The following is a 25,989-nucleotide window of genomic DNA, read 5'->3' as shown; positions in this document are numbered from 1 at the left end:
AATTCTATGCCCCCGAATTGACTTCCACGCTTTTCCTAAAGGCCCCATGATTCCCGAAACGCCACGCCAGAAGGACACCCGATGGACCGCCTCACTGCCATGGAAACCTTCGTCCACGTCGTCGAGACCGGCTCGTTTTCCGCTGCCGCAAAACGTATGGGAGTCGGCCAGCCCGCCGTTTCCAAAGGCATAGCGCAACTGGAAGCCCGGTTGGCGGTCAGCTTGCTGATGCGCTCCACCCGGGGCCTGACGCCCACCGAGGCCGGGCTGGTATTTTTTGAAAAGGCCAAGCGCGCGGTCGACGAAGCCAACGGTGCCGACGACGCCGCCCGGGGCGCCGGCAACGGCCTGTCGGGCAACTTGCGTATCAGCGCCGGCGTGACCTTGTCCCGCTTGCACATCATTCCCAACCTGGGCCCGTTCCTTGAGCAGCACCCCGGTTTGAATGTGGACGTGGTACTCGACGACCGCCTCCTCAACCTGGTGGAAGAAGGTATCGACGTCGCCCTGCGCATCGGCAACCTGAGTGACTCAGGCCTCACTGCCCGCAAGATCGGCCAAAGCCCCAGCCGGGTGTTCGGCACCCCGGCCTACTTCGAACGTTACGGCGAGCCCCACACCCCGGCAGATCTGCTGCACCACCAGGCGGTGATCTATAGCTTGAGCGAAAGCACCTGCTGGCCCTTCAGCCAAGGTGCTCATCAATACCCCATCGTCGCCGACGGACGCCTGCGTGTTACGTCATCCGAGGGCATACGCGCAGGCGTCCTCGCCCACCATGGGGTGGCCATGACCGCCGAATGGATGTTCGCCCCGGAGATCGCCAGTGGCGAGGTCAAGGCGGTTCTGACCGACTGGGAACTACCGCCCCGGGACTTGTGGGCGGTAACGCCGACAGGCCGGATGGCAGGTGCCAAGGCCCGGGCGTTTATCGAGTACGTGGAGGGCGTGTTCAGCCGCTAAACCACCCGCCCATCCCAGCCTACCGTCACATGGCGCGGCAACTCCCGCCGATGCTGCAACAACCACGCATCCAGCGTGTGCCCCACATGGGTCAGCACACCCAACTCGGCCTTCACCTCATCAATGCACTGCAACGCCAACGTCAGGTCATTGTGATTACGCGGAGCCTGGGGTTGCGGCGGCATGGAGCAGTCCAGCACCAGTACATCCAGCGGTTCACGCTGCAGCCAGTCGCGGGTAGCCGGTGGCAGGCCAACGGTGTCGGTGAGGTAGGCGATGCGCCTCCCCTCGCCTTCCAGCAGATAACCCAAGGTGGGTTTGGAGTGCACCAACGGCAGCGCAGTGACGCTCAGCTCACCCAACTGGCGGGTTTCAAACTCGGCAAACGGCTGGCTGAAATCGAGGATGCCGGGGTGCTTGTACAGGTCGGACAACCCTTCCGGATCCACCGGACCATGCACCGGAATCACCAGCCCTTGCCCCCAACGCAAATGCAGCAGGCCTTGGGCGTGATCGGCGTGGTAGTGGGTCTGGAGAATCCCGTTGAAACTGCGGGGCGGGAAGCGTTCGGTGAGGTCGGGCAACCCGCTGTCGATCAACCAGCGCTGGTCGCCGCACTCAATCAACGCGCTGCATGGGCGACGCCGCAGGCTCTCATCACGGCGGGCCAAATCACAGGCCGCGCACTCACAGCCATACACCGGGACTTGCCGCGCATCGCCGGTGCCCAGCAGGGTCAGGCGCATGCCGGTTGCCCGTCGAGGCAGCCCAGCAGGCGCTCGACCGTGTGTTCCAGTTGGCCGGAGTTGTCGAGCAGGAAGACATCCGGTGCCGAGCTCAAGCCTTCGGCGAATCGCGCATTGCGTGCCAGCCGCTGATCAATCTCCGCCACGGATTCGCGGCCCCGCGCCAGCAAACGCTGGCGCAAAACGCCTTGATCCACCGTCAGCAATACCACCAGCAGGTTCGGGTAACGTAAGCGGGTTTGCGTCAGGTGGCCGCGAGAGCCGTTGACCAGCACGTCATCTCCCGCCGCCAGCCACCCATCGATTTCCCGGGGGATGCCGTAGGACAAACCGTTGGCGTGCCAACTGAGGGCAAACGCGCCCTCGGCTTCCATCGCGGCAAACTGCTCCGGGCTCACACCCTGCGCCGCTTCGCCCACCGCTTCCGCCGAGCGGGTGATGACCCGCCGCACAATGCGGCAGCCACGCTCGGCCAAACGCGGGCGTGCGGCATCCAGCAGGCTGTCCTTGCCCGAACCCGATGGTCCGATGAGATAGATCAACCTGCCTGCCATCAAAACACCCTCTTCGCTTGTCGCCAGACTTGTTGGACCACTGGCAGTCCGTCGCGGCTTTTTTTGGCTTGCACCAGGTCGGCCCGCAGACCGATAGCGATTTCGCCGCGATCACTCAGGCCCGCCGCGTGTGCGGGTGCCAGGCTGATCATCTTGACCGCCCGGGATAGGTCGCCACCGTCCTGTTGATCGGCCAGCACGAACGCCGCCTGCAGCAGGCTGGCCGGGTAGTAGTCACTGGAAAGTATATCCAGCAATCCTTCGGCAGCCAGGCCGGCGGCGGCCACATTACCCGAGTGGGACCCGCCACGCACCACGTTCGGCGCGCCCATCAGAACTTTCATGTTCAGTTCCTGGCAGCCACGTGCCGCTTCCAGGGTGGTAGGGAATTCGGCGATGGTCATCCCGTAGCGTGCCGACTCCTCGACGTGAGCCAGCGTTGCATCGTCATGGCTGGCCACCGACAGCCCGCGCGCCAGGCAATGCTCGACGATCGCGGCGCGGTAGCGGTCGCTGTATTCCTTCGAGTTGGCCATTTGCAGCTTGATGAACGCGTCCATGGTCTCGTCGTTCAGGTGGTACTTGCCCATGTAGTACTCACGGTACTTGGATTCGAGCACGAACTGGCGCTGGCCCGGCGAGTGGTCCATCACCGACACCAACTGCACCAGCGGGTTTTCCACCAGGTCACGAAACACGCTCAAGGTGTCGGGGTGGCACAGCTCGCAGCGCAGGTGCAGACGGTGTTCGGCGCGGGTCAGGCCGGCGCTTTCTGCCGAGGCGATGGCATTGAGCATCGCCGGCAGTTTTTGCATGCGGTTGCCCTTGGGGTTCACGTCGCCGATGGACACCGCGTCGAATACCGTGGTGATGCCGGCCGCGATGATTTGCGCGTCATGGCTGAGCACCGCCGAGGTCGACGGCCAGTCCACGCCGGGGCGCGGGGTCATGTGTTTTTCCAGGTTGTCGGTGTGCAGTTCCACCAGCCCCGGCAGCAGGAAATCACCGTCGAGGTCCTGGGCCTGGGGCAACTGGCTGCGGCCTTCGGCGATGTCGGCGATCAGTCCGTCCCGCAGCACTACGCTGCCAAGGAACATGCGATCAGCCGTCACCAGCCGGGCATTACTGAGGATCTGTTCAGCGGGCATGGGCGTATTCCTCTTGGGCAACGGGCGCGGGAGTCATGTCGAAATGGCGGTCGGCCACCGCTTCACGGGCGGCGCGGTCGTGGAAGATGCCGATCAGTGCGGCACCGCCGGCCTTGGCTTCGTTCATCAGCTCCAGCACCACCTGGCGGTTGCTGTCGTCGAGGGACGCGGTGGGTTCGTCCAGCAGCATCACCGGCCAGTCCACCATGAAGCCACGGGCGATGTTGACCCGCTGCTGCTCGCCGCCGGAGAACGTGCCGGGTGCCAACTGCCATAGGCGCTGGGGAATGTTCAGGCGGGTCAGCAGATGCTCGGCGCGCGACTGTGCATTGGCCTTCGACCAGCCACGGGCCAGGGCGGGCTCCATCACCACATCCAGGCAGGCCACGCGCGGGATCACCCGCAGAAACTGGCTGACGTAGCCCAGGGTCTGCTGGCGCACTTGCAACACCTCCCGAGGCTCGGCACCGACCAACTCCAGCCACTCGCCGAGGTGCTGCACACGAATGCTGCCGCCTGCCGGTAAATAGTTGCCGTACAAGGTGCGCAGCAACGTACTTTTACCGGCGCCGGACTGGCCATGCAGCACCAGGCATTCACCGCCTTTCACGCTGAACTCCACCCCGCGCAGCACGTTCAGCACTACGCCGTTCTGCTGGTGCAAGGTGAAGGTTTTCGAGAGGTCACGGACCTCGATCAAGGCATTCATCATGGCTGCAATACCGAAGACACCAGCAGTTGAGAGTAAGGGTGCTGTGGATCGTCGAGGATCTGGTCCGTCAGCCCGGTTTCCACCACGCGGGAACGGCGCATCACCATCAGGCGGTCGGCCAGCAGGCGTGCCACGGCGAGGTCGTGGGTCACGATCACCACCGCCAGATCCAGCTCGCGAACGAGGCCGCGCAGCAGGTCGAGCAAGCGCGCTTGCACCGACACATCCAGGCCGCCAGTGGGTTCGTCCATAAACACAAGGCGCGGGCTGGAGACCAGGTTGCGGGCGATTTGCAGGCGCTGTTGCATGCCGCCGGAGAAGGTCCGGGGCAAGTCATCAATGCGCTGCGGGTCGATTTCCACCTGGCCGAGCCAGTCGAGGCCGGCGCCGCGCAGTTGCTCATAGTTGCGCACGCCTTGAGCCATCAAGCGCTCGCCGATGTTGGCGCCGGCCGACACGTCCATGCGCAAACCGTCCCGTGGGTTTTGCTCGACAAAGCCCCACTCGGTGCGCAGCAAGGTGCGGCGTTCGGCTTCGCTGGCGCTGTACAAATCCAGCCATTCGCCGCCCTTGCCGCGATAGCCGATGTTCCCGGCCTGCGGCGGCAAACGTCCGCTGAGCAACGAGAGCAAAGTGGACTTGCCCGAGCCGGATTCGCCAACAATCCCCAGCACTTCGCCAGGGTACAAATCGAAGCTGACGTCCTGGCAGCCCTTCTCTTCGCCGTATAACAACGACAGATCACGCACTTGCAAAAGAGGCTGGCTCACTGGTTGTTCTCCTTGACCCGTTGGGCGCAATACCAGGTGTCGGAACACACAAAACTCTGGGTACCGGCGTCGTCGAGAATCAGCTCATCGAGGAACGATTCATGGCTGCCGCAGATGGCGCAGTTGTGTTCCCACTTCTGCACTTCGAACGGATGGTCTTCAAAGTCCAAGCTAGTGACCTGGGTGTACGGCGGCACTGCGTACAGACGCTTTTCGCGACCGGCACCGAACAGCATCAGCGCCGGGCTCATGTCGAGTTTCGGGTTGTCGAATTTCGGGATCGGCGACGGGTCCATCACGTACCGCTCATCCACCATCACCGGGTAGGCGTAGCTGGTGGCGATATGGCCAAAGGTGGCGATGTCTTCGTAGAGTTTTACGTGCATCACCCCGTAGTCATTCAGGGCGTGCATGGTGCGGGTCTCGGTTTCCGACGGTTCGATAAAGCGCAGCGGCTCCGGGATCGGCACCTGGTAGACCATGATCTGGTCGGCGTGCAGCGGGGTTTCCGGGATGCGGTGGCGGGTCTGGATCACCGTGGCGTCCGGGGTGCTTTCAGTGGTGGCGACGCCGGCGGTGCGCGCGAAAAAGCGCCGGATCGACACGGCGTTGGTGGTGTCGTCGGCGCCTTGGTCGATGACCTTGAGCACGTCATCGGCCCCCAGAATCGCGGCGGTCAGTTGCATGCCGCCGGTGCCCCAACCGTAAGGCAGCGGCATCTCGCGACCGCCGAACGGTACCTGGTAACCGGGGATCGCCACGGCCTTGAGCAAGGCGCGGCGGATCATGCGTTTGGTCTGCTCGTCGAGGTAGGCGAAGTTGTACGCCGGGTCACGGGCAGGTGTTTGGGTCAGGTCATTCATGGCGCGTGCCCTCGGCCGGTTGGCGCAGTTTGCGGATCAGTTCCAGTTCGGACTGGAAGTCCACGTAGTGAGGCAATTTGAGGTGGGAAACAAAGCCCGCCGCCTCGACGTTGTCGCAGTGGGACAGCACGAATTCCTCCTGCTGGGCCGGCGAGACGATCTCTTCGTTGAACTCATTGGCCCGCAGCGAGCGGTCCACCAGCGCCATGCCCATCGCCTTGCGCTCGGCATGCCCGAATGCCAGGCCGTAGCCCCGGGTGAACTGCGCCAGCTCGGTGGCCGAGCCGACGAACTGGTTGACCATCTCGCACTCGGTGACTTCGATGCTGCCCAGGCAGACCGGGAAACCCAACTCTTCCGGGTCGATCCACACCTCCACATCGCCGATACGAATCTCACCGGCAAACGGGTGGTTGCGGCCGTAGCCGCGCTGGGTCGAGTAACCCAGTGCCAGCAGAAAACCTTCATCGCCACGAGCCAGGGCTTGCAGACGCTGGGCGCGGTTGGCCGGGTATTCCAGCGGGTCGCGGGTGATGTCGGCGACGCTGCCGGTGTCGTCGGATTCGTTCTTGATCAGCCCTTCCTTGGCCAGCAAGCCGAGTACCCGAGGGCATGGTTCAAGGGCAGCATCCGGCGTGGTTTGCGGGCCAGGGTATTCACCTTCGGCCAGCAGTGCGAAGTCCAACAGGCGGTGGGTGTAGTCGAAGGTCGGGCCCAGCAGTTGCCCACCCGGCACGTCCTTGAAAGTCGCCGACAAACGCCGGCTCAGGGACATCTGCGCGGTATCAATCGGCAGGCTCGGGTTGAAGCGCGGCAACGTGGTGCGGTAGGCCCGCAGCAGGAAGATCGCTTCCACCAGATCCCCCGCCGCTTGCTTGATTGCCAGCGCAGCCAGCTCTGTGTCGTACAGCGAGCCTTCGCTCATCACTCGCGCGACCGCCAACGGCAGTTGCTCGCGGATCTGCTCCACGCTCAGTTCCGGAATGGAGGTATCGCCCCGGCGTTTTTTCGCCAGCAGGCGGTGGGCATTGTCGATGGCCTGTTCGCCACCCTTGACGGCTACGTACATCAGGCATGCTCCTGTGTAATTCGGGTGCTGCGTGGCAGGCCGATCAGGTGATGGCCCGCGGCGAACAACACGTCCAGGCCACGGGGAAACGTCTCCCGGCGTTGGCGCTCCAGCCAGAACGCCTGGGGCACCGGCAGGTTGACCTGACGCTGGGTCTTGATCCCCGGACCGCGCCAGTTCAAGGCGCGACCGGCTTCCAGGTCGGTCAACTGGACCAGCAAGGTGCAGGACTGATCGGGGTAGCGGTCATTGCCGTGGTCGAAGCCGCTGAGGTCGAGCAAGTCCTGTTCACCGAGCAAGGCGAACGCGGCCTCTTCACGGTTGGCGGTCAGCGGGCAGCCGCAGTGGAACGCCAGGTTGGCGCGAATCAGCGGTGTGTCGAAGCACGGCGCCAGCCACAGCGGCGTGTCCATATCCAGCAGCGCCAGGCACAGCGCGTAGGTAGCGGGGGCCAGGCCTTCAAGGCTTGGGGCCGCGGGCAAGGACTGGATCAGGCCGGGCTCGGCGAGGGCCTTGAGGGCCCCGCGAAAACCGCGCTGGGCGTCCAGCACCGGGTCTACAAAGGCCGGTTGCAAGCGTTGGGCATTCATCAGTTTTCTCCTCGAACCAGGGTGAAGAACTCGACCTTGGTGGCGGCGGTGTCGGCCTCTTTGTGCGCCCGGCGTTCGGCCTGGGCGTTGGCCAGTGAGCCGATCAGGTCGCTGAGCCAGGGGCTCGGGTGCGCGCCCTGCAAATGCGCATCCGCCAGGGCCGCCAGTTCGGCATGGACCTTGTCGCGCCCGGCCAGGTAGCTGTAGCCGGTGCGCCCATCGGCCAGGCGCACCACGCAGCGGGTCACGCTCATTTCGCCGAGGTTGAACGGCGCGCCATTGCCGCCCATGCGGCCGCGCACCAGGGTCATGCCGATTTCCGGGGCGCGGATCAGTTGGTAATCCACGTCGCGCAGGGCGTCTTCATGGGGCAGCAATTCACTGCGAAAGGCGCGGGCGAGCACGCCGATCCAGTGTTGACGCGGGGACAGGTTCATCGAGGTCTCCATCAGGTCACCACTTGGTACTGGAAGCGATCCGAACGGCTGGTGGACTGCGCCAGCTCCACCGGGCGGCCGTCGCGATCGCGGGAAAGGGTGAATACGGTCAGCGCCGGCAAGTGCCGGGGCATCATCAGCAGTGCGGCTTCGTCGCGGTTGGGCAAACGAGCGCCGATGAGGCTTTGGGTGCGGGTCAACGGCAGGTCGCGTTCACGCAGGTACTGGCGCAGGGAGCCGCCGTTGTAATCCGCCAGCAACGGTGCATGGCTGGCGCAGTAACGATGGCGGATCAGGCTGACCGGCTGGTGGTCGAGCTTGCGCAGGGTCTGCAGCTCGATCATTGGCGCCATCTCCGCGATGCCCAATTGCTGCGCCTCTTCGCGGCTGGCGAAGCAGTAGCGACGCTTGAGCAGCATCGCTTCCACGCCCACGCCTTGGGCCGACAACGACTGGCTGTAGGAGGTCTCGGCCCCCATCGGGTAAATCAGCGGGCGGTCCAGCACTTGGGTGCCCTTGCCCTGGCGGCGCAACAGGCTGCCTTCGAACACCAGCTCATCGATGGCGCGGCGCAGGGTGTGGCGGTTGACGCCGAAGCGTTCAGCCAGTTGCACCTCGCCCGGCAGGAATTCACCGGCCTGGTAGCTGCTCAGTTCGCGGCGCAGGATGTCGGCGAGTTCGCGGTACACCGGCTCATCTTGTCTAGACAACTGCATGCTTAAAAAAAAGCGCCCTGGGGCACCCCTCCGACGTCAGATGAACTGCTTGCGCAGGCGTTGGGACAGCACGTCGATACAGCTCACCACCACGATGATCACCAGCAGCACCGCGCAGGTCTGCACGAACTGGAAGGCGCGGATGTTTTCCCAGAGGATCACGCCGATCCCGCCGGCACCGACCATCCCCACCACCGTCGCCGAGCGTACGTTGGCCTCGAAGCGGTAGAGCGCGTAGGACACCCACAGCGGCATCACTTGCGGGATCACGCCGTAGATCACTTCCTGCAAGGCACTCGCGCCGGTGGCTCGCACACCTTCAACGGGGCCCGGGTCGATGGCTTCGACGGCTTCGGCAAACAGCTTGGCGAGGACGCCGGTGGTGCTGATCCACAAGGCCAGGACACCCGCGAAAGGACCGAGGCCCACCGCGACCACGAACAACATGGCGAACACCATTTCGTTGATCGAACGGAAAGCATCCATCACCCGGCGCAGTGGTTGGTGAATCCACCACGGCGTGATGTTGTCGGCGCACAGAATGCCCAGCGGCACCGAGCAGACAATCGCCAGTACCGTGCCCCAGAGGGCGATTTGCACGGTGACGATCATTTCCTTGAGGTAGGAGCGCCATTCGTGGAAGTCCGGCGGGAAGAAGTCGGCGGCGAAGGTCGCCATGTTTCCGGAATCGCGGTACAGCGCCAGCGGGTTCATCTCGGCACCGTGCCAGGCCCAGGCCAGCAGGATCAGGAACAGGCCCCAGCCCAGGTATTGCGGCCAAGTCCTTTTGCCCACTGCTTCAGCATGCAAGGTAGTCATGGGTCACTCTCGGTGTAGGGTTGGAACTGGGCTTAATGTGGGAGCGGGCTTGCTCGCGAATGCGGTGACTCAGTCGCCGGATGCGTTGAATGACACACCGTATTCGCGAGCAAGCCCGCTCCCACATGAACCCGGTTCCTACAGGGGGTTAGCCGTTGGCTGCGGTCTTTTTGTCCAGTTCGGTGATGCGCTGTTGCAGCTTGGCGAGGTCGGCGTCGATATCCGCCAGCTTCTTGGCCTTGTCAGCCGCTTCCAGCTTGTCGTCGGCGCTGATGGTGGTGCGCTGCTTGAACAGCTCCAGTTGGCGGATCGGCAACAGCTGGTCGTCGCTGGACTTGAGGAACTTGCCCAGTTGCATGTTCTTCAGCACGGCCTTCTCTTCGTCGGTGTCACCGTAGTTGGCGAAGAAGTCGCGGATCTTGGTCTTCTCGCTGTCGCTCAGGGCCTTGCTCCACACCATCGGGTCGGCCGGGATCAGCGGCGACTTCCAGATCACCTTGAGCATCGCGGCCTTGTCCGGCTGGGTGACTTCCAGGCGGTCCCAGCTTTCGGTGTTGAAGGTGGCGACGTCCAACTGCCCCTTGGCCACGCTCAGTGCGTTGACTTCATGGCTGGAGTTGAGGGTGCGCTTGAAGGCGGTGGCGGCGTCGACGTGGTTCTTGGCGAACACGTAGTAGCCGGGTACCAGGTAGCCCGAGGTGGAGTTCGGGTCACCGTTGCCGAAGGTCAGGTTCTTGGCGTTCTTGAGCATGTCTTCAACGTTATTGATCGGGCTGTCCTTGCGCACGATCAGCACGCTCCAGTAACCGGCAGCCCCGTTGGCGGCGGCGGTCTGGGCGAAGATTTCGCCGTTGGAACGGTCCACCGCTTCCATCGCGGCCTTGTTGCCCAGCCAGGCCACGTCGACCTTGTTGAAACGCATGCCCTGGATCAGGCCGGCGTAGTCGGAGGCGAAGGTGGCGTTGATGGTCAGGCCGGTCTTCTTGTGCATGTCATCCAGAAAGGGCTGCCAGATGCTCTTGAGGTTCTGCGAAGACTCGGTGGACATGATGCCGAAATTGATCGCCTTGTCGGCGGCCTGGGCATTGCCCATGGCCACGCTGGCTAACAGCACGGCGGACAGAAACACATGACCGATACGGTTCAACATGGAGAGGATTCCTGTGGGTCGTTAGTAAGGTTTCAAGCGCGGGCCAGGGCCAACCGTGCGGGGACGACGGGTGTGCGGGTCTGGTCGGAAAACATCAGGCTGGTGTCGACATCGGCACCGTACAAATCATTGAGGAACTGGCTGCTCAGGTCGCTGGCCTGCCCATCGAAGTGAATCCGCCCACCCTTGAGCGCCACGGCTCGGGGGCAATAACGCATGGCGTAATCGACCTGGTGAAGGGTGACCACCACGGTCTTGCCGTCGCGGCCGTTGATGTCGGCGAGGATCTCCATGACCTTGCGCGCCGACTCCGGGTCCAGGGAGGCGATGGGTTCATCGGCGAGGATCACTTCGGCGCGTTGGGTCAGGGCACGGGCGATTGCCACGCGTTGCTGCTGGCCACCGGACAAGGTAGAGGCGCGTTGGCTGGCCAGGTCCGCCAGGCCGACGCGGGCCAGGGATTCCATGGCGAACTGTTTTTCCTCGGAGTTGAACAACCCGAGGTTGCCACGCCAGCGCGGCATGCGGCCCAGGCAACCGAGCAGTACGTTGTCGAGCACGCTCAAGCGGTTGACCAGGTTGAACTGCTGGAAGATGTAGCCGATATCGGCGCGCAGGCGCCGCACCTTGCCATTCAACCGCCCGCTGGCCTGCACTTCCCGGCCCAGCACCTTGACGCTGCCGCCGTTGCTCTTGTCGCAACAGGCCAGGCCCGCGAGGTGGCGCAGCAAAGTGGATTTGCCGGAGCCGGAAGCGCCAATCAGCGCGACCATCTCACCGGTGGCAACGGTAAGCTCGAGGTCGACCAATGCGGATTTTTTCGCAAAGGTCTTGTTCAGATGATCGACATGGATAGCTGGAGTCATGGGCTTCTCTGTCTGGTTGAACAGCCATCCGTGGCTGCGTTTGAGTTCAAACGACAGTAGGCGCGGGCTGTGTCAGCCCTATGACTTGCACATGACTGGAGTAAAACCGTTTGATGAAGGTTTGATGAAAGGTTGGAAGTAGCTGTAGGACTTTGATCGTTCCCACGCTCTGCGTGGGAACGCCGCCTCGGACGCTCTGCGTCCAGCTGGGGATGGACGGTTGAAGTCTTGCGCAGTGATGACGCGGAGCGTCACGGGATGCATTCCCACGCAGAGCGTGGGAACGATCCAATGAAAGGTCTTCGCCCGGCATTGGAAATATGCCGGACTGTGGTGCAATAGCTGGTCGTCAATATGTGCAAGAGCGCAACGTGATGGGAAAAGACAAGGCATGTCCGGTCGTTCTGCGAACCCGCCAATCGCTGGAAATCCTCGCCTTCAAACACCCACTGGCCGGCCTTCAACTGGTCAAGGGCAGCGTGGAGCCTGGCGAAAGCACCGACGCAGCTGCGATTCGGGAATTACAGGAAGAAGCCGGGATAACCGGCAAGGTGATACGTGACCTGGGCACTTGGCACTCAGCGTCCACGGGGCATACATGGGCCTTTCATCAATGCCTGATCCCTGAAGACCTGCCAGATACCTGGACCCATTTTGCAGAGGATGATGGCGGCCACGAGTTCCAGTTCTTCTGGCACCCGCTGGCGAGCGAGTCGTCAGAAGAGTGGCATCAGGTGTTTAAAGATGCCCTGGAGTTTCTAAAGTCGCGCCTTGCCGAGATCTAACTGGCAACGTAAATCCAATGTGGGAGCCGGGCTTGCCCGCGATAGCGGTGTATCAGCAACAGTTTCAAAACCTGATACACCGCTATCGCAGGCAAGCCAGCTCCCACATTTTGATTTTCATCAGGTTCAAATTCGTCGGTGTTATTGGGCGGTGCGGGCGCGCAATCGCGGCATCACAAAATCCAGAAACGCCCGCAGCTTCAGCGGCAACGGCGACTGGCCTTTGTGCACCAAACTGATGGGCAGCGGCGCCGACTCGAACGCCTCAAGCACCACCGCCAACGCCTCCTCCCGCAGCGCATCCGCCACTTGATACGACAGCACCCGAATCACCCCAACTCCCAATGTCGCCGCCGCAATCGCCGCTTCTGCGGTGTTCACCGACAACCGCGAATGCACCGGTACCGAGAGCCCGGTTTTACCCGCACCAAATCCCCACGCCCCTTGGGATGCCAGCACTTCGAAAGTGATGCAGTCATGTCCCGCCAAGTCCTGGGGTTCGGCCGGTACACCGCGAGCGGCCAGGTACGCCGGGCTGGCGCACACCACCCGCCGCACCGTGCCCACCTGCATGGCCTTGAGCGAGCTGTCGGGCAGTTCACCGATGCGCACGGCCACATCGCAGTGTTCTTCCATCAGGTGCACGACGCGGTCGGTAAGGATCAGGTTGATGTCGATCTCCGGGTACTGCGCCAGGAATTCCGCCACCACCGGCACGATGTGCAGCCGCCCGAAGACCACGGGCGCGGTGACCACCAACTCGCCCCGGGGCTCGGAATATTCGCCAGTGGCCGCGCGCTCGGCCTCGCTGATGTCTTCAAGAATGCGCCGGCATGCGTCGAGGTAAGAGGCGCCGGCATCGGTCAACGACAGCTGGCGCGTGGTGCGGTGCAGCAGGCGGGTTTTCAGGTGCGTCTCGAGTTCGGCCACCTTGCGGCTGACGCTGGCCAGCGGCATGTCGAGGCGCCGCGCGGCAGCGGTCAGGCTGCCTGCATCAACCACGGCAACGAAGATGGACATGGATTCAAGACGGTTCATGGCAACCTATCAAATTCTGGAAGGATGATTCCAAATCCTAGGGGATTATCCTGCCAAGCGCGAGTGCGTAACGTTGGCCACTCATCTCCGCCCCCGGAGATCTGCATTGAAGGAGAGCGCCGTGAGTGGCCAACCGATTACTGACCAAAGTCCTGCAGCGCCTGCGGTCGCGCCGCGCGGCAAGATCATCATGATGGCGGTGATCGCCGGCGCGGTGATCACCAATATTTACTGCACCCAGCCAATCCTTCCATTGATTGCTTCGGACATGGGCGTGGACGTGACCACCGTGGACCTGGTGGCCGGCTCCGCCCTGCTGGGGTTTGCCACCGGCCTGGCATTGCTGTTGCCGATGGGCGACCGCTTTGACCGGCGCAAACTGGTACTGGGGCAGATCGCCCTGGCGTTCTGTTTCGCCCTGGCGGCGGCGTTTTCACCGGGTATCTGGGCGCTGGTTGCGGCGTCATTTGGCTTGGGGATTGTGAGCTGTGTACCGCAGCAACTGGTGCCGTTCGCGGCGGTGATGTCGCAGCCCCACGAACGCGGGCGCAATGTAGGCACGGTGGTCAGCGGGATCATGGTGGGCATTCTGCTGGGGCGCACTATCGCCGGCGTGGTCGGTGAGGCTTATGGCTGGCGGGCGGTATACGCGATGGAAGCGGCGTTCATGATCCCGGTGTGGATCGCCGCCGCCAAGCTGCTGCCACGGGGCGTGCCCAGCACCAACCTGTCCTACCCTCGCCTGCTGGCTTCGCTGTGGCCGCTGATGCGCGACAACAGCCCGATTCGCCAATCAATGATGGTGCAGGCGCTGTTGTGGGCTTGCTTCAATGCGTTCTGGGTGAATCTGGCGGCGTTGCTGGCCCACGGGCCGTGGCAGTTGGGCAGTGCCTGGGCCGGTGGCTTCGGGATTATTGGGGCGGCAGGTGCATTGGCGGCGTCGCTCGGTGGACGGGCTTCCGATCGGTTGGGTTCGCGTAAGGTGATTGGGGCGAGTATTGGTATTGTCACCTTGGCATTCCTGCTGCTGGCGGGGGCGGAAACCTCGATCATTTTGCTGGTGCTGGGGGTGATCGTGCTGGATATCGGGGTGCAGTCGGGGTTGGTGTCGAATCAGACGCGGGCGTTTGCGGTGGACCCGAAAGCCCAGGGCCGCATCAACAGTTTGTACATGACGGCGACGTTTTTTGGCGGCGCGGTGGGGGCGACGGTCAGCGGCTGGTTGATGGCGCGGTTGGGCTGGATGGGGATTGTCGAGTTTGGGGTGATGCTGGGGGTGATTGCCGGGGTGATCCACTGGATCAGTGGCGCAGGCCAGGCCGAATATCAAAAACAGTAGAAATCCTGTGGGAGCCGGGCTTGCCCGCGATGGCGGTGTATCAGCCACAACTTCATAACCTGACACACCGCTATCGCAGGCAAGCCAGCTCCCACAGTTGATTGCATTTCACGCTCACAAAAAAGGCGACCCGAAGGTCGCCTTTTTTTCATTGCGCGTACTGCTTGCTCAACCCCGGCGGCACGCCATGGACGTCGGTCTCTTCCCAAGGCCCGTTCGGGCTGATGGAGCGGCTCCAGCCGTTGCTCCAGCGGTAGTAGGTGCGCTGGCGATAGAACGTATCCGGCTGTTCGTCCAGCACGTACACCTGCATCTTCCCGTCCCAGTGGCTGGCAGCACCTGGCGGAGGTGCGAAGGTCGGCGAGGAGCTAGGCACTGGCTTCGACGGTTTGATCACCGGGCCGGAAGGCTGGGTGCCTGGCTGCGTGCTCGGCTGGGTCGACGGCCCTGTCGGTGGAATGGTCGGCCCGGTAGGCGACGGAGGCCGGTGGACCGCACAAGCACTCAACCCCAATACCAGGCTGAGCAGGGTGATACGTGCGATAGCGGTCATGGGCATTTCCTCGAATTATTTATCCGGACTGTCGATGGTCAACTGCTGCAGCGCAGTGGTGCTGCTGGCCAAGGGTTGGCTGCGGCCGATCCACTCGCCAGCTGTCGGAACACCTGCCCGGGATATGCGCGCAACCAGTTGGACTTCGGGAAAGTTGGACAGTTTCAACTGCGGCATCATCGCGTCGGCATCGCCCAGTTCGACGGTGATCGGCAGGTCGGCCACGGTCACGCGCTTGGCGGCCAATGGCGCTGGCGGGCCTTTGACGGCACGGGCGAAGATGAACACGCTGTCGGTCGGCGAGGCCTTGGCCTTCACATCCGCCGCCAGGTCTACGCGCACTTGCATCTGCTTTTGTGCCTTCACGGGCGCCACGCTACCGCCACTCTCTCTGAGCTTCTCGGCAGCCCGGTCAATGCCGCCTTGCAGTGCGACACGGGAGTTGTCTTCCGGCGGCAGTTGCGCCAGCAGGCGGTTCCAGTAGTCGATCGCTTCCTGGTAACGCTGGCCTTCAAAGGCGGCGATACCCAGCAGGCCGAGGCTGGTGACTTCTTTCGGATCGAGTTTCAGTGCTTCGTCGGTCAGGGCCTGGACCTTGGGCGACCACTGTTTGTTATCGGCAAAGTACTGGGCCTGGGCCCACTGCCCGAGCAGCTCCGGCTGGCGACCGGCCAAAGCCACGGTGCGCTCGAAGACTTTGGCCGCATCGGCGGAACGGTCCTGGGCCATGTAGGCACGACCGAGGAAGTACAGGCCTTCCGGCGAATCCGGTTGGGCGGCAGCGGCGCGCTCCAGGCGGCGGGTCATGTCTTCCATGGACACAGGCGGCTGGGAGAATTCGCGGGTCAGTTCGACCTTGTCACTGGCGCCGTAATGCAGGTACAGCGCCACGCCCAGCACCGGCACCAGAAAGGCCGCGAGCAACGGCAACGGTTTGCCGAGACGTGATTCCCGGGGCTTTTCCACGCCCTCGGTATCCGCCAGCAACTCGCGAGCCGCTTCAGCGCGGCCACTGTCCAGTTGGGCCGCATCCAGCACGCCTTCGGACTGCTGGGTTTGCAGCTCCGCCACACGCTCTTGATACAGCGCCACGTTCAGCGCGGTGCGATCCTCTTCACGCTGGGCACGGCGGCCGCGTAACACCGGGATCAGCAGGAAACTCAAGGCAATCAGAAGCAGCAGACCGGCTGCGAGCCAGAAATCAATCATCAGTTTTTTTGTCCAGCAGTTGGTCGAGGCGTTGACGCTCATCGACGGAAAGCGAGTCCGAGCCATCGGCCGGGGCGACACGACGGCGGCGCACAATCACCGCCATCACCACGACACCGGCGAGCAACAACCCGGCCGGGCCGAACCACAGCAACGCGGTCTTGCCGGTGAGCGCCGGCTTGTAGCGCACGAAGTCACCGTAGCGGTCGACCATAAAGTCGATGATCTGCTGATTGTCCTTGCCCTCGCCGAGCATGCGGAAAATCTCTTTGCGCAGGTCGGCGGCGATCGGTGCGTTGGAGTCGGCGATGTCCTGGTTCTGGCACTTGGGGCAGCGCAGTTCCTTGGTCAATTCGCGAAAACGCTCGCGGTCTCCGTCCTTGGCAAATTCGTAGGTGTCGATGGCGGCGTGGGCCACGCCAACCATGCTCAAGCCCAACACAGCGGCGGCTAACCAACGCTTCATGGCTTGGCCTCATCCACCAGCGCCTGGTACTTGGCGGCCAGTTGCTCGCGCCACACCACTTCGTCGATCACGCCCACGTACTTGTCGCGGATCACGCCCTTGGCGTCGATGAAGAAGGTTTCCGGGGCGCCGTAGACGCCGAGGTTCAGGCCGAGGTTGCCGTCTTCGTCGCGGATATCCAGCTGGTACGGGTTGTGGAACTCTGCCAGCCACTTCAGGGCGGCAGCATTGTCGTCCTTGTAGTTGATGCCGTAGATCACCACGCCCTGCTCCGCCAGCTTGTTCAGCACCGGATGCTCCACGCGGCAGGAAATGCACCAGGTGCCCCACACATTGACCAGCGCCGGTTTGCCCAGCAAGTCAGCCTGGGTCAGGGTTTTGTCGCCTTGCACCGTCGGCAGCGAGAACGCCGGGAATGGCTTGCCGATCATGGCCGACGGCAGCTCGGCCGGGTCCAGGTACAGCCCGCGATACAGGAACACCGCCACCACCAGAAATGCCGCCAGCGGTAACACCATCAACCAACGCTTCATACCGCCGCTCCTTGCAGGCCGAGGGCTTCACGCACCCGGCTCTTGACCTTGACCCGGTAGCGCCGGTCCATCGCTGCCAGCAAACCACCGAACCCGGTGAGCAGGCCGCCGAACCAGATCCAGCGCACAAACGGTTTGACGTGGACCCGCACGGCCCAGGCGCCATCGCCCAGCGGTTCACCCAGGGCGACGTAGAGGTCGCGGGTGAAACCGGCGTCGATCCCGGCTTCGGTCATCATCGAGCTTTGTACGGTGTACAGGCGTTTTTCCGGGTGCAACACCGCCACTTCCTTGCCATTGCGCACCACACGTACGGTGCCTTTGTCGGAGGTGAAGTTCGGGCCTTCGAAGTGCTTGGCGCCTTCGAAAATGAAGTGGTAACCGGCCAGGTCCATGGACTCGCCGGGCGCCAGGCGCAGGTCGCGCTCGGCACTGTTCTGGCTGGACAACACCACGCCCAACGCACACACGGCGATGCCGATGTGGGCGACCTGCATGCCCCAGTAGCTGCGGGTCATGGTCGGCAGGCCTTTGATCAAACCTTTGTGGCGGGTCTTGTCGATCAGGTCACGTACGCCGGCCAGCAATACCCAGGCAGCCAGCATGAAGGTGGCGAGCACGGCCCAGTTGAAGTCGCCGTAGGCTATACCGGCGATCACGGCCAGCGCGGCGCTGCCGAGCAGTACCGGGGTGAGCATGCCCACCAGCCATTTCACCGGGGTGTCTTTCCAGCGCACCAGTACGCCGACCGCCATCACCACCATCAACAGCGCCATCAACGGGATAAACAGTGCGTTGAAGTACGGCGGGCCGACGGACAGTTTGGCGCCGCTCAGGGCATCCAGCACCAGCGGGTACAGGGTACCGAGCAGGATCATCGAAGCCGCCACCACCAGCACCAGGTTATTGCCCAGCAACAGGGTTTCCCGGGACCAAAGGTTGAATCCCACATGACTTTTGACCACTGGCGCGCGCAGGGCAAACAGGGTCAGCGAGCCACCAACCACGAACAGCAGGAAGATCAGAATGAACACGCCGCGCTCCGGGTCGGAGGCAAACGCGTGAACCGATGTCAGCACACCGGAACGCACCAGGAACGTACCCAGCAGGCTCAGGGAAAACGCGGCGATGGCCAGCAACACGGTCCAGCTTTTGAACACGCCGCGTTTTTCGGTGACTGCCAGCGAGTGAATCAGCGCCGTGCCCACCAGCCAGGGCATGAAGGAGGCGTTTTCCACCGGGTCCCAGAACCACCAGCCGCCCCAGCCGAGTTCGTAGTAGGCCCACCAAGAGCCCAGGGTGATGCCGATGCCGAGGAACGCCCAAGCGACGATGGTCCATGGCCGCGACCAGCGCGCCCAGGCCGCATCGAGACGCCCGCCGAGCAAGGCGGCGATGGCGAAGGCGAAGGCGACCGAGAAACCGACATACCCCATGTAGAGCATCGGCGGGTGCACGATCAGGCCGATGTCTTGCAGCAGCGGGTTGAGGTCGTGACCGTCTACCGGGATCTGCGGCAGGATGCGGGTGAACGGGTTGGAAGTCATGATCAGGAACAGCAGGAAGCCGATGCTGATCATGCCCATCACCGCCAGCACCCGGGCCAGCATGACTTGCGGCAGTTGGCGGGAGAAGATCGAGACAGCAAAGGTCCAGCCGCCGAGGATCAACGCCCACAGCAGCAACGAACCTTCGTGGGCACCCCACACGGCACTGAACTTGTAGTACCAGGGCAAGGCGCTGTTGGAGTTGTTGGCGACATAGGCGACGGAAAAGTCGTCGGTCATGAAGGCGTAGGTCAGGCAACCGAAGGCGAACACCAGAAAGGCGAACTGGCCCCAGGCGGCCGGCTGGGCCAGGCTCATCCACAGGCGGTCACCGCGCCAGGCACCCAGCAACGGGACCACGGCCTGGACGATGGCAAAGCACAGGGCGAGGATCATCGCCAACTGGCCCAACTCCGGAATAAACAATGCGGACGTCATGACTTAGCCCTCCTTGGCAGGGGTCGGGGCGGATTGGCCGCTGTCTTTGAGGGCCTTGGTGACTTCCGGCGGCATGTATTTTTCATCGTGCTTGGCCAGCACTTCGTCGGCCACTACCACGCCGTCGGCGTTGAGCTTGCCGAGGGCGACGATGCCCTGCCCTTCGCGGAACAGGTCCGGGAGGATGCCGCGGTAGGTGATGGTCACGGATTTGTTGAAGTCGGTGACGATGAATTTCACGTCCAGGGAGTCCCCGGAACGTTGCAGCGAGCCCTTCTCGACCATGCCACCGGCGCGGATTCGCGTGTCCAGCGGCGCTTCGCCGTTGGCGATCTGGGTCGGGGTGTAGAACAGGTTGATGTTCTCCCGCAGGGCACTCAGGGCCAGGGTCACGGCAATGCCGACACCGGCCATGATGGCCAGGATGATCAACAGACGCTTTCTACGCAGCGGATTCACTTTTCGGTCTCCCGGCGCAAACGACGCGCCTCTTGTTGCAGGTAACGCTTGCGGGCCAGGATCGGCGCGGCGACGTTGAGGGCCAGCACCGCCAGGCAGATGCCATAGGCCGTCCAGACATACAGGGCGTGATGGCCCATGGCGAGAAAATCACTGAAAGAGTTGAAGCTCATCCACGGGCTCCCAGGCTGTTTTGCACTTCGGCCTTGACCCAACTGGTGCGGGCTTCACGCTTGAGCACTTCGAGGCGCATGCGCAGCAGCAGCACGGCGCCGAAGAAGCAGTAGAACCCCAGCACCATCAGCAGCAGCGGCGCCCACATTTCCACGGGCATTGCCGGCTTTTCGGTGAGGGTGAAGGTGGCGCCCTGGTGCAGGGTGTTCCACCACTCCACCGAGTATTTGATGATCGGGATGTTGATCACGCCGACAATCGCCAGCACCGCGCAGGCCTTGGCGGCGCTGTCACGGTTGCTGATGGCGTTGCCCAGGGCGATCAGGCCGAAATACAGGAACAGCAGGATCAACATGGAGGTGAGGCGCGCGTCCCAGACCCACCACGAACCCCAGGTCGGCTTGCCCCAGATCGCGCCGGTGACCAGCGCCACGGCGGTCATCCAGGCACCGATGGGCGCGGCGCATTGCAAGGCCACGTCCGCCAGCTTCATCTTCCACACCAAGCCGACGACGCCGCACACCGCCAGCATCACGTAGCAGGACTGGGCCAGCATCGCGGCGGGAACATGGATATAGATGATGCGAAAGCTGTTGCCTTGCTGGTAGTCCGGCGGCGCGAAGGCCAGGCCCCAGACCAGGCCGATGCCGATCAGCAATACGGCGGCGATGCTCAACCACGGCAGCAGTTTGCCACTGATGCCGTAAAACCATTTGGGCGAGCCGAGCTTGTGAAACCAGGTCCAGTTCATGCTGTTTCCATCACGGTTGCTTCTCGTCGTTGCGAGAAGCTTAGGGTCTTTACTGGTTAAGGTTATATCCCTTAACCAGACCTCATTATTCGCCGACGCTGATCTTCAGGCCAGCCGCTATAGCAAAGGGTGTCAGGGTTACCGCCAGGGCGGCCAGGCTGCCAAGCCACAGGAGGTAACCGGTCGCCGGCATGCCCTGGAGCGCGGCTTGCAAAGCGCCGCTGCCCAGGATCAACACCGGGATATACAAAGGCAAAATCAGCAGGGCCAACAACAGGCCGCCGCGTTTCAAACCCACAGTCAGCGCCGCACCCACCGCGCCCAGTAGACTGAGAACCGGCGTGCCAAGCAACAAGGAAAGGAGCAACACCGGCAGGCACTCGGTGGGCAATCCCAGCATCATCGCCAGCAACGGCGCGAGCAATACCAGCGCCAGGCCGGAAAACACCCAGTGTGCCAGTACCTTGGCCAATACCAGAAGTGGCAGGGGGTGCGACGAAAGGACCCACTGCTCAAGGGAACCATCTTCGAAATCACTGCGAAACAGCCCGTCCAGCGAGAGCAGGACCGACAAAAGCGCCGCCACCCAGACCAGTCCCGGAGACAAGGTTTGCAACAGTTTAGTCTCGGGGCCCACCGCCAACGGGAACAGCGCGATCACAATCGCGAAGAACACCAGCGGGTTGGCCAGTTCGGCCGGGCGGCGACAGAGTAACCGCGCTTCGCGGGCGACCAACAGGGCAAAAACACTCATACCGACCACCGGCCCAGGTCGAGGTCGCGGTAACCGGCAGGCATGCGCGTCAAGGTGTGGTGAGTGGTCAGGACCACCATGCCGCCCTGCTCGCAGTGCGCGGCAAGGTGTTCTTCCAACTGGGCGACGCCTTGTTTGTCGAGGGCGGTGAAGGGTTCGTCGAGAATCCATAGCGGCGGGCCGTCCAGATACAAACGGGCCAGGGCCACGCGGCGCTGCTGGCCGGCGGACAGGGTGTGGCAGGGAACGTCTTCGAAACCCTTCAGGCCAACGACAGCGAGGGCCTGCCAGATCGCCTCGCGGCTTGCGGGATGATGCAGGGCGCTGAGCCAACTGAGGTTTTCTTCGGCGGTGAGCACATCCTTGATCCCGGCGGCGTGGCCGATCCAGATCAGGTTGCGCGCCAGCTCGGTGCGTTGCTCGTGCAACGGTTTGCCGTTGAGCCGCACTTCCCCCGCCGTCGGCTGCATCAGGCCGGCCAACAGGCGCAACAGGCTGGTCTTGCCGCTGCCGTTGGGGCCGCTGACCTGCACCATGTCGCCGCCCGCCAGACGCAGTTCGAGGTGTTCGAACAGCATCCGCAGGTCACGTTCACAGGCGAGCGCTACGGCTTCTAGAAGAGGGCTGGTCAAGAGATCGCGGGCCTTTACGGTTCAAGTCGGCGGTGGAACGGCCGTTAAAGAGATGCACATTAACTGCTTTGGCGACCGTTTTTAGAGAGCTGGATCAATCAGTTGTGTTGTTTTTAACGCTCTCTTTGAAGACGGGCGGCATTATACATGTGATGCCCTACTCTAAAGAGGGCAATTTCCCTTGAGACGGCGCGCACGATGACCGGTGAGATCAATCTTCCCACGCTTCCCCCGACGCTGCCGGCCGGGCCTGCGCCCGCGCCCGCGACGGGTGAGCTGCTGAAACTGCTGGAGCCGCAGACCGGCCTGATTGACCCCGGAAAAACCGTGAATGCCGAGGTGCTGGCACTGAAACAAGGCGGCGATGCGTTTCAGTTGCTGCTCAAGCTGACCCTGGAAGGCGGTCGGCAAACCCTGGTGCAGGCCAGCAGCAGCCAGCCGCTGCCGCTGGGCGCCCAGGTGGAAGTCAGCCAGACCCCTTCGGGCAATTTATCCATCAGCCTTCAGCAGGCGTTGAGTTCCAGCGTGGCTGCGCTGACTCGCATCGACACCACCCAACTGCCGGTGGGCACCCTGCTGCAAGGCAAGGTGCTGACCACCCAGGCGCTGCCACAGGGTGCCAACCAGCCGGTGGTGTATCGCTCGCTGGTGTCGGTGCTCAATAACGTCCTCAGCGGCGCGACCCTGACCGTCGAAAGCCCGCAGCCGCTGCGCATCGGCAGCTTGCTCAGCGCCGTGGTGCAAAGCGCCCAGACCTTGAGCTTTGTGCCCCTGAGCGGGCGCCAGGACCAACTGGCCGTGGCCCAGCAACTCTCCACCCAACAAAGCCGCCAGGGCTCGCTGGACGTGGTGTTCACCGCGCTGCAAAGCCTGCCGGCGACCAGCAGCGACAGCACCTCGGTCGATTTGCGTGCCGCCGCCGAGCGATTGCTGGCGAGCCTGCCCGACCTGGCCCAGGCCAGTAATCCGAAGGTACTGGCGCAACTGATCCAGAACAGCGGCACATTCCTGGAAGCCAAGCTGCTCGCCGGGCAAAACCCGCAGATACCGCCGCTGGACATGAAGGGCGCCCTGCTGCGCTTCGTCGCCGACCTGCTGCCGGCCCTGCCCGCCAACACCAATCTCAATGCGATCCTGGCGTCCAACACCCTGGCGCAACTGCTGCCCAGCTTCGTGCGCAGCCCGTTGGGCACCCTCGGCCAGGTCGGCGCCCGCCAAGCGCCCGCAGGCTTTCCGCTGCCGGATCGGCTGATGCAACGCCTGGAAGGTGAGAGCGATCTGGAAAACCTGCTGCGCCTGGCCGCCGGCGCCATTTCCCGGCTGCAAAGCCATCAGCTGTCGAGCCTGGAACAAACCGGCACCACCGCCGATGGCAAGCTCTTGACCACTTGGCAGTTGGAAATCCCGATGCGTACCTTGCAGGACATCGTGCCGTTGCAGGTCAAGTTCCAGCGCGAACAGCCCGCACCCGACAAAGATCAGCCGGAACGCAAGGACAGCAAGGACCCCAAGCAAATGCTCTGGCGCGTGGAAATGGCCCTCGACATGGAGCCCCTGGGCCCGTTGCAGGTCCAGGCGCAACTGAGCCAGGGCAAACTGTCGAGCCAGCTGTGGGCGACCCGTCCGTTCACCGCCAGCCTGATCGAAAGCCACCTGAGCAGCCTGCGCGAGCGTCTGGTGTCGTCGGGACTCAACGTCGGCGACCTGGACTGCCACCTCGGCACCCCGCCGCGTGGCCCGAAGACCGGACTGGAACAACGCTGGGTGGATGAAACCGCATGAAAAATCCCAACCCGCCCCGCCAGGCCATTGCTCTCAAATACGACGGGCAACAAGCACCGACCCTGACGGCCAAGGGCGACGACGCCCTGGCCGAAGCCATCCTCAAGCTGGCCCGGGAAAACGAAGTCCCGATCTACGAAAATGCCGAGCTGGTCAAATTACTGGCGCGCATGGAGTTGGGGGACAGTATCCCGGAAGAGCTGTACCGCACCGTCGCCGAGATCATCGCGTTCGCCTGGACGCTGAAGGGCAAGTTCCCGGTGGGATATGACCCGGACGCGGGGCCGGTGGAGCGGGATGTGACGGAAAGAGGCGACGATTATTAATGTGGGAGCGGGCTTGCTCGCGAATGCAGCGTATCAGTCAATACATCTGAGACTGATCCAGCGCTTTCGCGAGCAAGCCCGCTCCCACACTTGATTGGCTCACATTAAGCCGTAACAACGGCGGATTAATCTGTCGCGACCCCCTAATCCCGGAGCGCGGCAGTTGAAACGGACTTCAATCCTGACAGCACTGAGTCTTTGTGTGTTTTCCCTGACGGCAACGGCCAGCAACGAGGCCCATGACTACCTCACGGCCTGTCGCGAAGCCAGGAAGCAATCGCCGGATGCACCACCGTCCTACCAGGCCGCCTATTGCCTCGGCATCACCACGGGCGTGCTGAGGACGCTGGAATACAAAGACGAATTCACCCGCAGAAACCGCCGCCTTTGCCAGCCGGAAAACCTGGAGCCAGGGCATTTGGTAGAGATGGTTCTGGAGCACAGCAAGAAATACCCTGCGGCAGAGCGAACTGGCACGACCCGGCTGGTGAGGGGCGCAATTACCGAGCGCTATCCGTGCCCGAAGAGAAACAACACGCTCTAGCGGAAGCCGCAGCCGCTGATGTATAGCAATTATATCTTTCAAGGTATAGATTATCTCGAACTCGATAGTTCAGGATAAAACCCATGAGCCCCACCCGCCCAATCCTCAGTCGAAAGCTACTCGCCGAAGCGCTCGCCCGTGATTTGGCGGGCGAGTCATTTGCCGATTACAGCTCCGGCATGTTCCTCGCGGCACCCCGTCGCACGGGCAAAAGTACTTTCCTGCGCAACGACCTCATCCCCGAATGCAAGGCCCGAGGCTGGCTGCCGGTTTACGTGGACCTCTGGATGAACCGCGAAATCGACCCCGCCGAGCTGATCTCCGGCGCCATCGGCAAAGCCCTGGGCGAGTTCGAAAGCGCGGTGAGCAAGGCGGCCAAGAAAGCCGGTATCGAAAAGATCAGCCTGCTGCGCACCTTGAGCTGGGATTTCACCAAGCCTCAACTGCCCGCCGGCACCACGCTCAGCCACGCCCTGGACGTGCTGCATCAGGTCTCGGGGCAAATGATCGTGCTGATCGTCGACGAAGCCCAGCACGCCCTCAACAGCGAAGGTGGGGTGAACGCAATGTTCGCCCTCAAGGCAGCGCGAGATCATCTCAACGGCAGCAGCACCACCGATGGCCTGCGCCTGGTCTTCACCGGGTCCAGCCGGGACAAACTGGCCAACCTGGTACTCAAGAGCAAACAACCGTTCTTTGGCGCCCACATCACGCCGTTCCCACTGCTGAGCCGGGACTTTGTGGAGTTCGTGACGGACCTGTGGAACCAGCGCCTGGCCGCAACCAACCAGTTCAACCTCGAAGATATGGACTATGCGTTCCAGCTCGTCGGCCGGCGCCCGGAAATGCTCAACAAGCTATTGACCGAAGTGAGCGTGGGTCTTGGCGAGGCCAGCAATCTTGGCGAGCTGCTGAGGACGGGAGCACTGAATCACCAGGCCGGAATCTGGAGCGACTACGAGAGCGCCTACAACGACCTTTCCCCCCTGCAACAGGCGGTACTCGAAGTGATGGGCGAACGAACCCTGGGCAAGCAAGCGTTTTCGCCTTTTGCGGAAAAAACCTTCCAGGATGTGAACCGCAAACTGGAGCAGGCCCAGGTCGAGCCGAACGCCAGCACCCCAAACGTGCAGAAAGCACTGGAAGTGCTGCGGGAGAAGGAGTTGGTCTGGAAAGCCAACCGTGGTGAATATGCGCTGGAAGACTCGACCATGGCCGAATGGCTGAGCAATCGGCATCAGCTATAAGCGACAAGC

The 25,989-nt window shown here is 62.9% G+C and carries 31 protein-coding genes; 7 read left to right on the top strand and 24 right to left on the bottom strand.

What is annotated here, in order from left to right; all coding sequences use genetic code 11:
- Positions 1-81 precede the first annotated feature (81 nt).
- On the top strand, positions 82-963 hold the full coding sequence (locus BLU46_RS25400) for a LysR family transcriptional regulator (protein WP_063028164.1): 882 nt from the start codon (positions 82-84) through the stop codon (positions 961-963).
- Here the strand turns inward: BLU46_RS25400 and phnP are convergent.
- From phnP to phnC, 13 genes are all read right to left on the bottom strand, one after another.
- Positions 960-1,709: a phosphonate metabolism protein PhnP gene (gene phnP / locus BLU46_RS25395; protein ID WP_093207547.1), complete on the bottom strand. Its 750-nt coding sequence runs from the start codon at positions 1,707-1,709 to the stop codon at positions 960-962. The genes BLU46_RS25400 and phnP overlap by 4 nt on opposite strands.
- Complete coding sequence (phnN, locus tag BLU46_RS25390; protein WP_093207544.1) at positions 1,700-2,263, bottom strand: phosphonate metabolism protein/1,5-bisphosphokinase (PRPP-forming) PhnN; 564 nt, start codon at positions 2,261-2,263, stop codon at positions 1,700-1,702. Before phnN ends, phnP begins: the two co-directional genes overlap by 10 nt.
- On the bottom strand, positions 2,263-3,411 hold the full coding sequence (locus BLU46_RS25385; protein WP_063028157.1) for an alpha-D-ribose 1-methylphosphonate 5-triphosphate diphosphatase: 1,149 nt from the start codon (positions 3,409-3,411) through the stop codon (positions 2,263-2,265). The genes phnN and BLU46_RS25385 overlap by 1 nt, the downstream gene beginning before the upstream one ends.
- Complete coding sequence (gene phnL, locus BLU46_RS25380) at positions 3,401-4,120, bottom strand: phosphonate C-P lyase system protein PhnL (protein ID WP_063028155.1); 720 nt, start codon at positions 4,118-4,120, stop codon at positions 3,401-3,403. The genes BLU46_RS25385 and phnL overlap by 11 nt, the downstream gene beginning before the upstream one ends.
- Positions 4,120-4,929 carry a phosphonate C-P lyase system protein PhnK gene (phnK, locus tag BLU46_RS25375; protein WP_093210193.1) on the bottom strand — a complete coding sequence of 270 codons (810 nt, stop codon included), beginning with the start codon at positions 4,927-4,929 and terminating at the stop codon, positions 4,120-4,122. The genes phnL and phnK overlap by 1 nt, the downstream gene beginning before the upstream one ends.
- Positions 4,890-5,756, bottom strand: a complete 867-nt coding sequence (locus BLU46_RS25370) for an alpha-D-ribose 1-methylphosphonate 5-phosphate C-P-lyase PhnJ (RefSeq protein ID WP_063028151.1) — start codon at positions 5,754-5,756, stop codon at positions 4,890-4,892. The genes phnK and BLU46_RS25370 overlap by 40 nt, the downstream gene beginning before the upstream one ends.
- Positions 5,749-6,825, bottom strand: coding sequence for a carbon-phosphorus lyase complex subunit PhnI (locus BLU46_RS25365; RefSeq protein WP_093207541.1), 1,077 nt, complete (start codon positions 6,823-6,825; stop codon positions 5,749-5,751). The genes BLU46_RS25370 and BLU46_RS25365 overlap by 8 nt, the downstream gene beginning before the upstream one ends.
- Positions 6,825-7,415, bottom strand: a complete 591-nt coding sequence (phnH, locus tag BLU46_RS25360; RefSeq protein ID WP_093207538.1) for a phosphonate C-P lyase system protein PhnH — start codon at positions 7,413-7,415, stop codon at positions 6,825-6,827. The genes BLU46_RS25365 and phnH overlap by 1 nt, the downstream gene beginning before the upstream one ends.
- Positions 7,415-7,852, bottom strand: coding sequence for a phosphonate C-P lyase system protein PhnG (phnG, locus tag BLU46_RS25355; RefSeq protein WP_017477491.1), 438 nt, complete (start codon positions 7,850-7,852; stop codon positions 7,415-7,417). The genes phnH and phnG overlap by 1 nt, the downstream gene beginning before the upstream one ends.
- Positions 7,853-7,863: 11 nt before the next feature.
- The gene (phnF, locus tag BLU46_RS25350) at positions 7,864-8,568 is read right to left on the bottom strand and encodes a phosphonate metabolism transcriptional regulator PhnF (RefSeq protein ID WP_166742177.1); all 705 of its coding nucleotides are present in this window, start codon (positions 8,566-8,568) and stop codon (positions 7,864-7,866) included.
- Between the two features lie 36 nt (positions 8,569-8,604).
- Positions 8,605-9,387: a phosphonate ABC transporter, permease protein PhnE gene (phnE, locus tag BLU46_RS25345; protein WP_003210621.1), complete on the bottom strand. Its 783-nt coding sequence runs from the start codon at positions 9,385-9,387 to the stop codon at positions 8,605-8,607.
- A gap of 148 nt (positions 9,388-9,535) precedes the next feature.
- A complete protein-coding gene (gene phnD / locus BLU46_RS25340; protein WP_093207535.1) occupies positions 9,536-10,537 on the bottom strand; it encodes a phosphonate ABC transporter substrate-binding protein in 1,002 nt (333 codons plus the stop codon).
- 32 nt (positions 10,538-10,569) lie between these two features.
- Positions 10,570-11,403 (bottom strand): phosphonate ABC transporter ATP-binding protein, encoded by an 834-nt coding sequence (gene phnC, locus BLU46_RS25335; RefSeq protein WP_093207532.1) that lies wholly within the window; start codon positions 11,401-11,403, stop codon positions 10,570-10,572.
- Between the two features lie 374 nt (positions 11,404-11,777).
- Here phnC and BLU46_RS25330 point away from each other — a divergent pair, with 374 nt between their 5' ends.
- On the top strand, positions 11,778-12,188 hold the full coding sequence (locus BLU46_RS25330) for an NUDIX hydrolase (RefSeq protein ID WP_017477487.1): 411 nt from the start codon (positions 11,778-11,780) through the stop codon (positions 12,186-12,188).
- Positions 12,189-12,329: 141 nt separating this feature from the next.
- Here the strand turns inward: BLU46_RS25330 and BLU46_RS25325 are convergent, their stop codons facing one another.
- Positions 12,330-13,226: a LysR family transcriptional regulator gene (locus BLU46_RS25325; RefSeq protein WP_172834551.1), complete on the bottom strand. Its 897-nt coding sequence runs from the start codon at positions 13,224-13,226 to the stop codon at positions 12,330-12,332.
- Between the two features lie 106 nt (positions 13,227-13,332).
- Between BLU46_RS25325 and BLU46_RS25320 the strand changes: the two genes are divergently transcribed.
- Complete coding sequence (locus BLU46_RS25320) at positions 13,333-14,565, top strand: MFS transporter (RefSeq protein WP_172834550.1); 1,233 nt, start codon at positions 13,333-13,335, stop codon at positions 14,563-14,565.
- A gap of 148 nt (positions 14,566-14,713) precedes the next feature.
- Here the strand turns inward: BLU46_RS25320 and BLU46_RS25315 are convergent, their stop codons facing one another.
- The 10 genes from BLU46_RS25315 to ccmA all read right to left on the bottom strand — a co-directional run bounded on the left by BLU46_RS25315 (position 14,714) and on the right by ccmA (position 22,027).
- Entirely contained in the window at positions 14,714-15,118 is a 405-nt protein-coding gene (locus BLU46_RS25315) for a hypothetical protein (protein WP_003210627.1), read from the bottom strand.
- Between the two features lie 15 nt (positions 15,119-15,133).
- A complete protein-coding gene (ccmI, locus tag BLU46_RS25310; RefSeq protein ID WP_093207523.1) occupies positions 15,134-16,327 on the bottom strand; it encodes a c-type cytochrome biogenesis protein CcmI in 1,194 nt (397 codons plus the stop codon).
- Entirely contained in the window at positions 16,320-16,793 is a 474-nt protein-coding gene (locus tag BLU46_RS25305) for a cytochrome c-type biogenesis protein (RefSeq protein WP_010166149.1), read from the bottom strand. Before BLU46_RS25305 ends, ccmI begins: the two co-directional genes overlap by 8 nt.
- On the bottom strand, positions 16,790-17,326 hold the full coding sequence (locus BLU46_RS25300) for a DsbE family thiol:disulfide interchange protein (protein ID WP_063028134.1): 537 nt from the start codon (positions 17,324-17,326) through the stop codon (positions 16,790-16,792). The genes BLU46_RS25305 and BLU46_RS25300 overlap by 4 nt, the downstream gene beginning before the upstream one ends.
- On the bottom strand, positions 17,323-19,311 hold the full coding sequence (locus BLU46_RS25295; RefSeq protein WP_017477482.1) for a heme lyase CcmF/NrfE family subunit: 1,989 nt from the start codon (positions 19,309-19,311) through the stop codon (positions 17,323-17,325). Before BLU46_RS25295 ends, BLU46_RS25300 begins: the two co-directional genes overlap by 4 nt.
- Before the next feature lie 3 nt (positions 19,312-19,314).
- Complete coding sequence (ccmE, locus tag BLU46_RS25290; protein ID WP_008434786.1) at positions 19,315-19,770, bottom strand: cytochrome c maturation protein CcmE; 456 nt, start codon at positions 19,768-19,770, stop codon at positions 19,315-19,317.
- On the bottom strand, positions 19,767-19,943 hold the full coding sequence (ccmD, locus tag BLU46_RS25285) for a heme exporter protein CcmD (protein WP_008434788.1): 177 nt from the start codon (positions 19,941-19,943) through the stop codon (positions 19,767-19,769). The genes ccmE and ccmD overlap by 4 nt, the downstream gene beginning before the upstream one ends.
- Positions 19,940-20,695 carry a heme ABC transporter permease gene (locus tag BLU46_RS25280; RefSeq protein WP_093207520.1) on the bottom strand — a complete coding sequence of 252 codons (756 nt, stop codon included), beginning with the start codon at positions 20,693-20,695 and terminating at the stop codon, positions 19,940-19,942. The genes ccmD and BLU46_RS25280 overlap by 4 nt, the downstream gene beginning before the upstream one ends.
- 85 nt (positions 20,696-20,780) lie before the next feature.
- Positions 20,781-21,449 carry a heme exporter protein CcmB gene (gene ccmB, locus BLU46_RS25275; protein ID WP_093207517.1) on the bottom strand — a complete coding sequence of 223 codons (669 nt, stop codon included), beginning with the start codon at positions 21,447-21,449 and terminating at the stop codon, positions 20,781-20,783.
- Entirely contained in the window at positions 21,446-22,027 is a 582-nt protein-coding gene (gene ccmA, locus BLU46_RS25270; protein ID WP_231988907.1) for a cytochrome c biogenesis heme-transporting ATPase CcmA, read from the bottom strand. Before ccmA ends, ccmB begins: the two co-directional genes overlap by 4 nt.
- A gap of 252 nt (positions 22,028-22,279) precedes the next feature.
- On the opposite strand from ccmA, the gene fliK reads away from it, so the two are divergent.
- The 4 genes from fliK to BLU46_RS25250 all read left to right on the top strand — a co-directional run bounded on the left by fliK (position 22,280) and on the right by BLU46_RS25250 (position 25,980).
- Positions 22,280-23,863, top strand: a complete 1,584-nt coding sequence (gene fliK / locus BLU46_RS25265) for a flagellar hook-length control protein FliK (RefSeq protein WP_093207509.1) — start codon at positions 22,280-22,282, stop codon at positions 23,861-23,863.
- Positions 23,860-24,189 (top strand): EscU/YscU/HrcU family type III secretion system export apparatus switch protein, encoded by a 330-nt coding sequence (locus BLU46_RS25260; RefSeq protein ID WP_003210638.1) that lies wholly within the window; start codon positions 23,860-23,862, stop codon positions 24,187-24,189. Before fliK ends, BLU46_RS25260 begins: the two co-directional genes overlap by 4 nt.
- 163 nt (positions 24,190-24,352) lie before the next feature.
- A complete protein-coding gene (locus tag BLU46_RS25255; RefSeq protein WP_157721314.1) occupies positions 24,353-24,733 on the top strand; it encodes a Rap1a/Tai family immunity protein in 381 nt (126 codons plus the stop codon).
- Between the two features lie 83 nt (positions 24,734-24,816).
- Positions 24,817-25,980, top strand: a complete 1,164-nt coding sequence (locus tag BLU46_RS25250; protein ID WP_063028124.1) for an ATP-binding protein — start codon at positions 24,817-24,819, stop codon at positions 25,978-25,980.
- The last annotated feature ends 9 nt before the right edge of the window (positions 25,981-25,989 follow it).

Origin of the sequence: Pseudomonas yamanorum, assembly GCF_900105735.1 — a bacterium.
Classification (GTDB): Bacteria; Pseudomonadota; Gammaproteobacteria; order Pseudomonadales; family Pseudomonadaceae; genus Aquipseudomonas; species Aquipseudomonas yamanorum.
This window is presented reverse-complemented; position numbering and strand designations above follow the sequence as displayed.

What these genes read in the sequence shown, in the direction of transcription:
- BLU46_RS25400 (WP_063028164.1), top strand. Translation starts at nt 82, where the DNA reads ATGGACCGCCTCACTGCCATGGAAACCTTCGTCCACGTCGTCGAGACC.
- phnP (WP_093207547.1), bottom strand. Translation starts at nt 1,709, where the DNA reads ATGCGCCTGACCCTGCTGGGCACCGGCGATGCGCGGCAAGTCCCGGTG.
- phnN (WP_093207544.1), bottom strand. Translation starts at nt 2,263, where the DNA reads ATGGCAGGCAGGTTGATCTATCTCATCGGACCATCGGGTTCGGGCAAG.
- BLU46_RS25385 (WP_063028157.1), bottom strand. Translation starts at nt 3,411, where the DNA reads ATGCCCGCTGAACAGATCCTCAGTAATGCCCGGCTGGTGACGGCTGAT.
- phnL (WP_063028155.1), bottom strand. Translation starts at nt 4,120, where the DNA reads ATGAATGCCTTGATCGAGGTCCGTGACCTCTCGAAAACCTTCACCTTG.
- BLU46_RS25370 (WP_063028151.1), bottom strand. Translation starts at nt 5,756, where the DNA reads ATGAATGACCTGACCCAAACACCTGCCCGTGACCCGGCGTACAACTTC.
- BLU46_RS25365 (WP_093207541.1), bottom strand. Translation starts at nt 6,825, where the DNA reads ATGTACGTAGCCGTCAAGGGTGGCGAACAGGCCATCGACAATGCCCAC.
- phnH (WP_093207538.1), bottom strand. Translation starts at nt 7,415, where the DNA reads ATGAATGCCCAACGCTTGCAACCGGCCTTTGTAGACCCGGTGCTGGAC.
- phnG (WP_017477491.1), bottom strand. Translation starts at nt 7,852, where the DNA reads ATGAACCTGTCCCCGCGTCAACACTGGATCGGCGTGCTCGCCCGCGCC.
- phnF (WP_166742177.1), bottom strand. Translation starts at nt 8,568, where the DNA reads ATGCAGTTGTCTAGACAAGATGAGCCGGTGTACCGCGAACTCGCCGAC.
- phnE (WP_003210621.1), bottom strand. Translation starts at nt 9,387, where the DNA reads ATGACTACCTTGCATGCTGAAGCAGTGGGCAAAAGGACTTGGCCGCAA.
- phnD (WP_093207535.1), bottom strand. Translation starts at nt 10,537, where the DNA reads ATGTTGAACCGTATCGGTCATGTGTTTCTGTCCGCCGTGCTGTTAGCC.
- phnC (WP_093207532.1), bottom strand. Translation starts at nt 11,403, where the DNA reads ATGACTCCAGCTATCCATGTCGATCATCTGAACAAGACCTTTGCGAAA.
- BLU46_RS25330 (WP_017477487.1), top strand. Translation starts at nt 11,778, where the DNA reads ATGGGAAAAGACAAGGCATGTCCGGTCGTTCTGCGAACCCGCCAATCG.
- BLU46_RS25325 (WP_172834551.1), bottom strand. Translation starts at nt 13,226, where the DNA reads ATGAACCGTCTTGAATCCATGTCCATCTTCGTTGCCGTGGTTGATGCA.
- BLU46_RS25315 (WP_003210627.1), bottom strand. Translation starts at nt 15,118, where the DNA reads ATGACCGCTATCGCACGTATCACCCTGCTCAGCCTGGTATTGGGGTTG.
- ccmI (WP_093207523.1), bottom strand. Translation starts at nt 16,327, where the DNA reads ATGATTGATTTCTGGCTCGCAGCCGGTCTGCTGCTTCTGATTGCCTTG.
- BLU46_RS25305 (WP_010166149.1), bottom strand. Translation starts at nt 16,793, where the DNA reads ATGAAGCGTTGGTTAGCCGCCGCTGTGTTGGGCTTGAGCATGGTTGGC.
- BLU46_RS25300 (WP_063028134.1), bottom strand. Translation starts at nt 17,326, where the DNA reads ATGAAGCGTTGGTTGATGGTGTTACCGCTGGCGGCATTTCTGGTGGTG.
- BLU46_RS25295 (WP_017477482.1), bottom strand. Translation starts at nt 19,311, where the DNA reads ATGACGTCCGCATTGTTTATTCCGGAGTTGGGCCAGTTGGCGATGATC.
- ccmD (WP_008434788.1), bottom strand. Translation starts at nt 19,943, where the DNA reads ATGAGCTTCAACTCTTTCAGTGATTTTCTCGCCATGGGCCATCACGCC.
- BLU46_RS25280 (WP_093207520.1), bottom strand. Translation starts at nt 20,695, where the DNA reads ATGAACTGGACCTGGTTTCACAAGCTCGGCTCGCCCAAATGGTTTTAC.
- ccmB (WP_093207517.1), bottom strand. Translation starts at nt 21,449, where the DNA reads ATGAGTGTTTTTGCCCTGTTGGTCGCCCGCGAAGCGCGGTTACTCTGT.
- ccmA (WP_231988907.1), bottom strand. Translation starts at nt 22,027, where the DNA reads ATGCTGTTCGAACACCTCGAACTGCGTCTGGCGGGCGGCGACATGGTG.
- fliK (WP_093207509.1), top strand. Translation starts at nt 22,280, where the DNA reads ATGACCGGTGAGATCAATCTTCCCACGCTTCCCCCGACGCTGCCGGCC.
- BLU46_RS25260 (WP_003210638.1), top strand. Translation starts at nt 23,860, where the DNA reads ATGAAAAATCCCAACCCGCCCCGCCAGGCCATTGCTCTCAAATACGAC.
- BLU46_RS25250 (WP_063028124.1), top strand. Translation starts at nt 24,817, where the DNA reads ATGAGCCCCACCCGCCCAATCCTCAGTCGAAAGCTACTCGCCGAAGCG.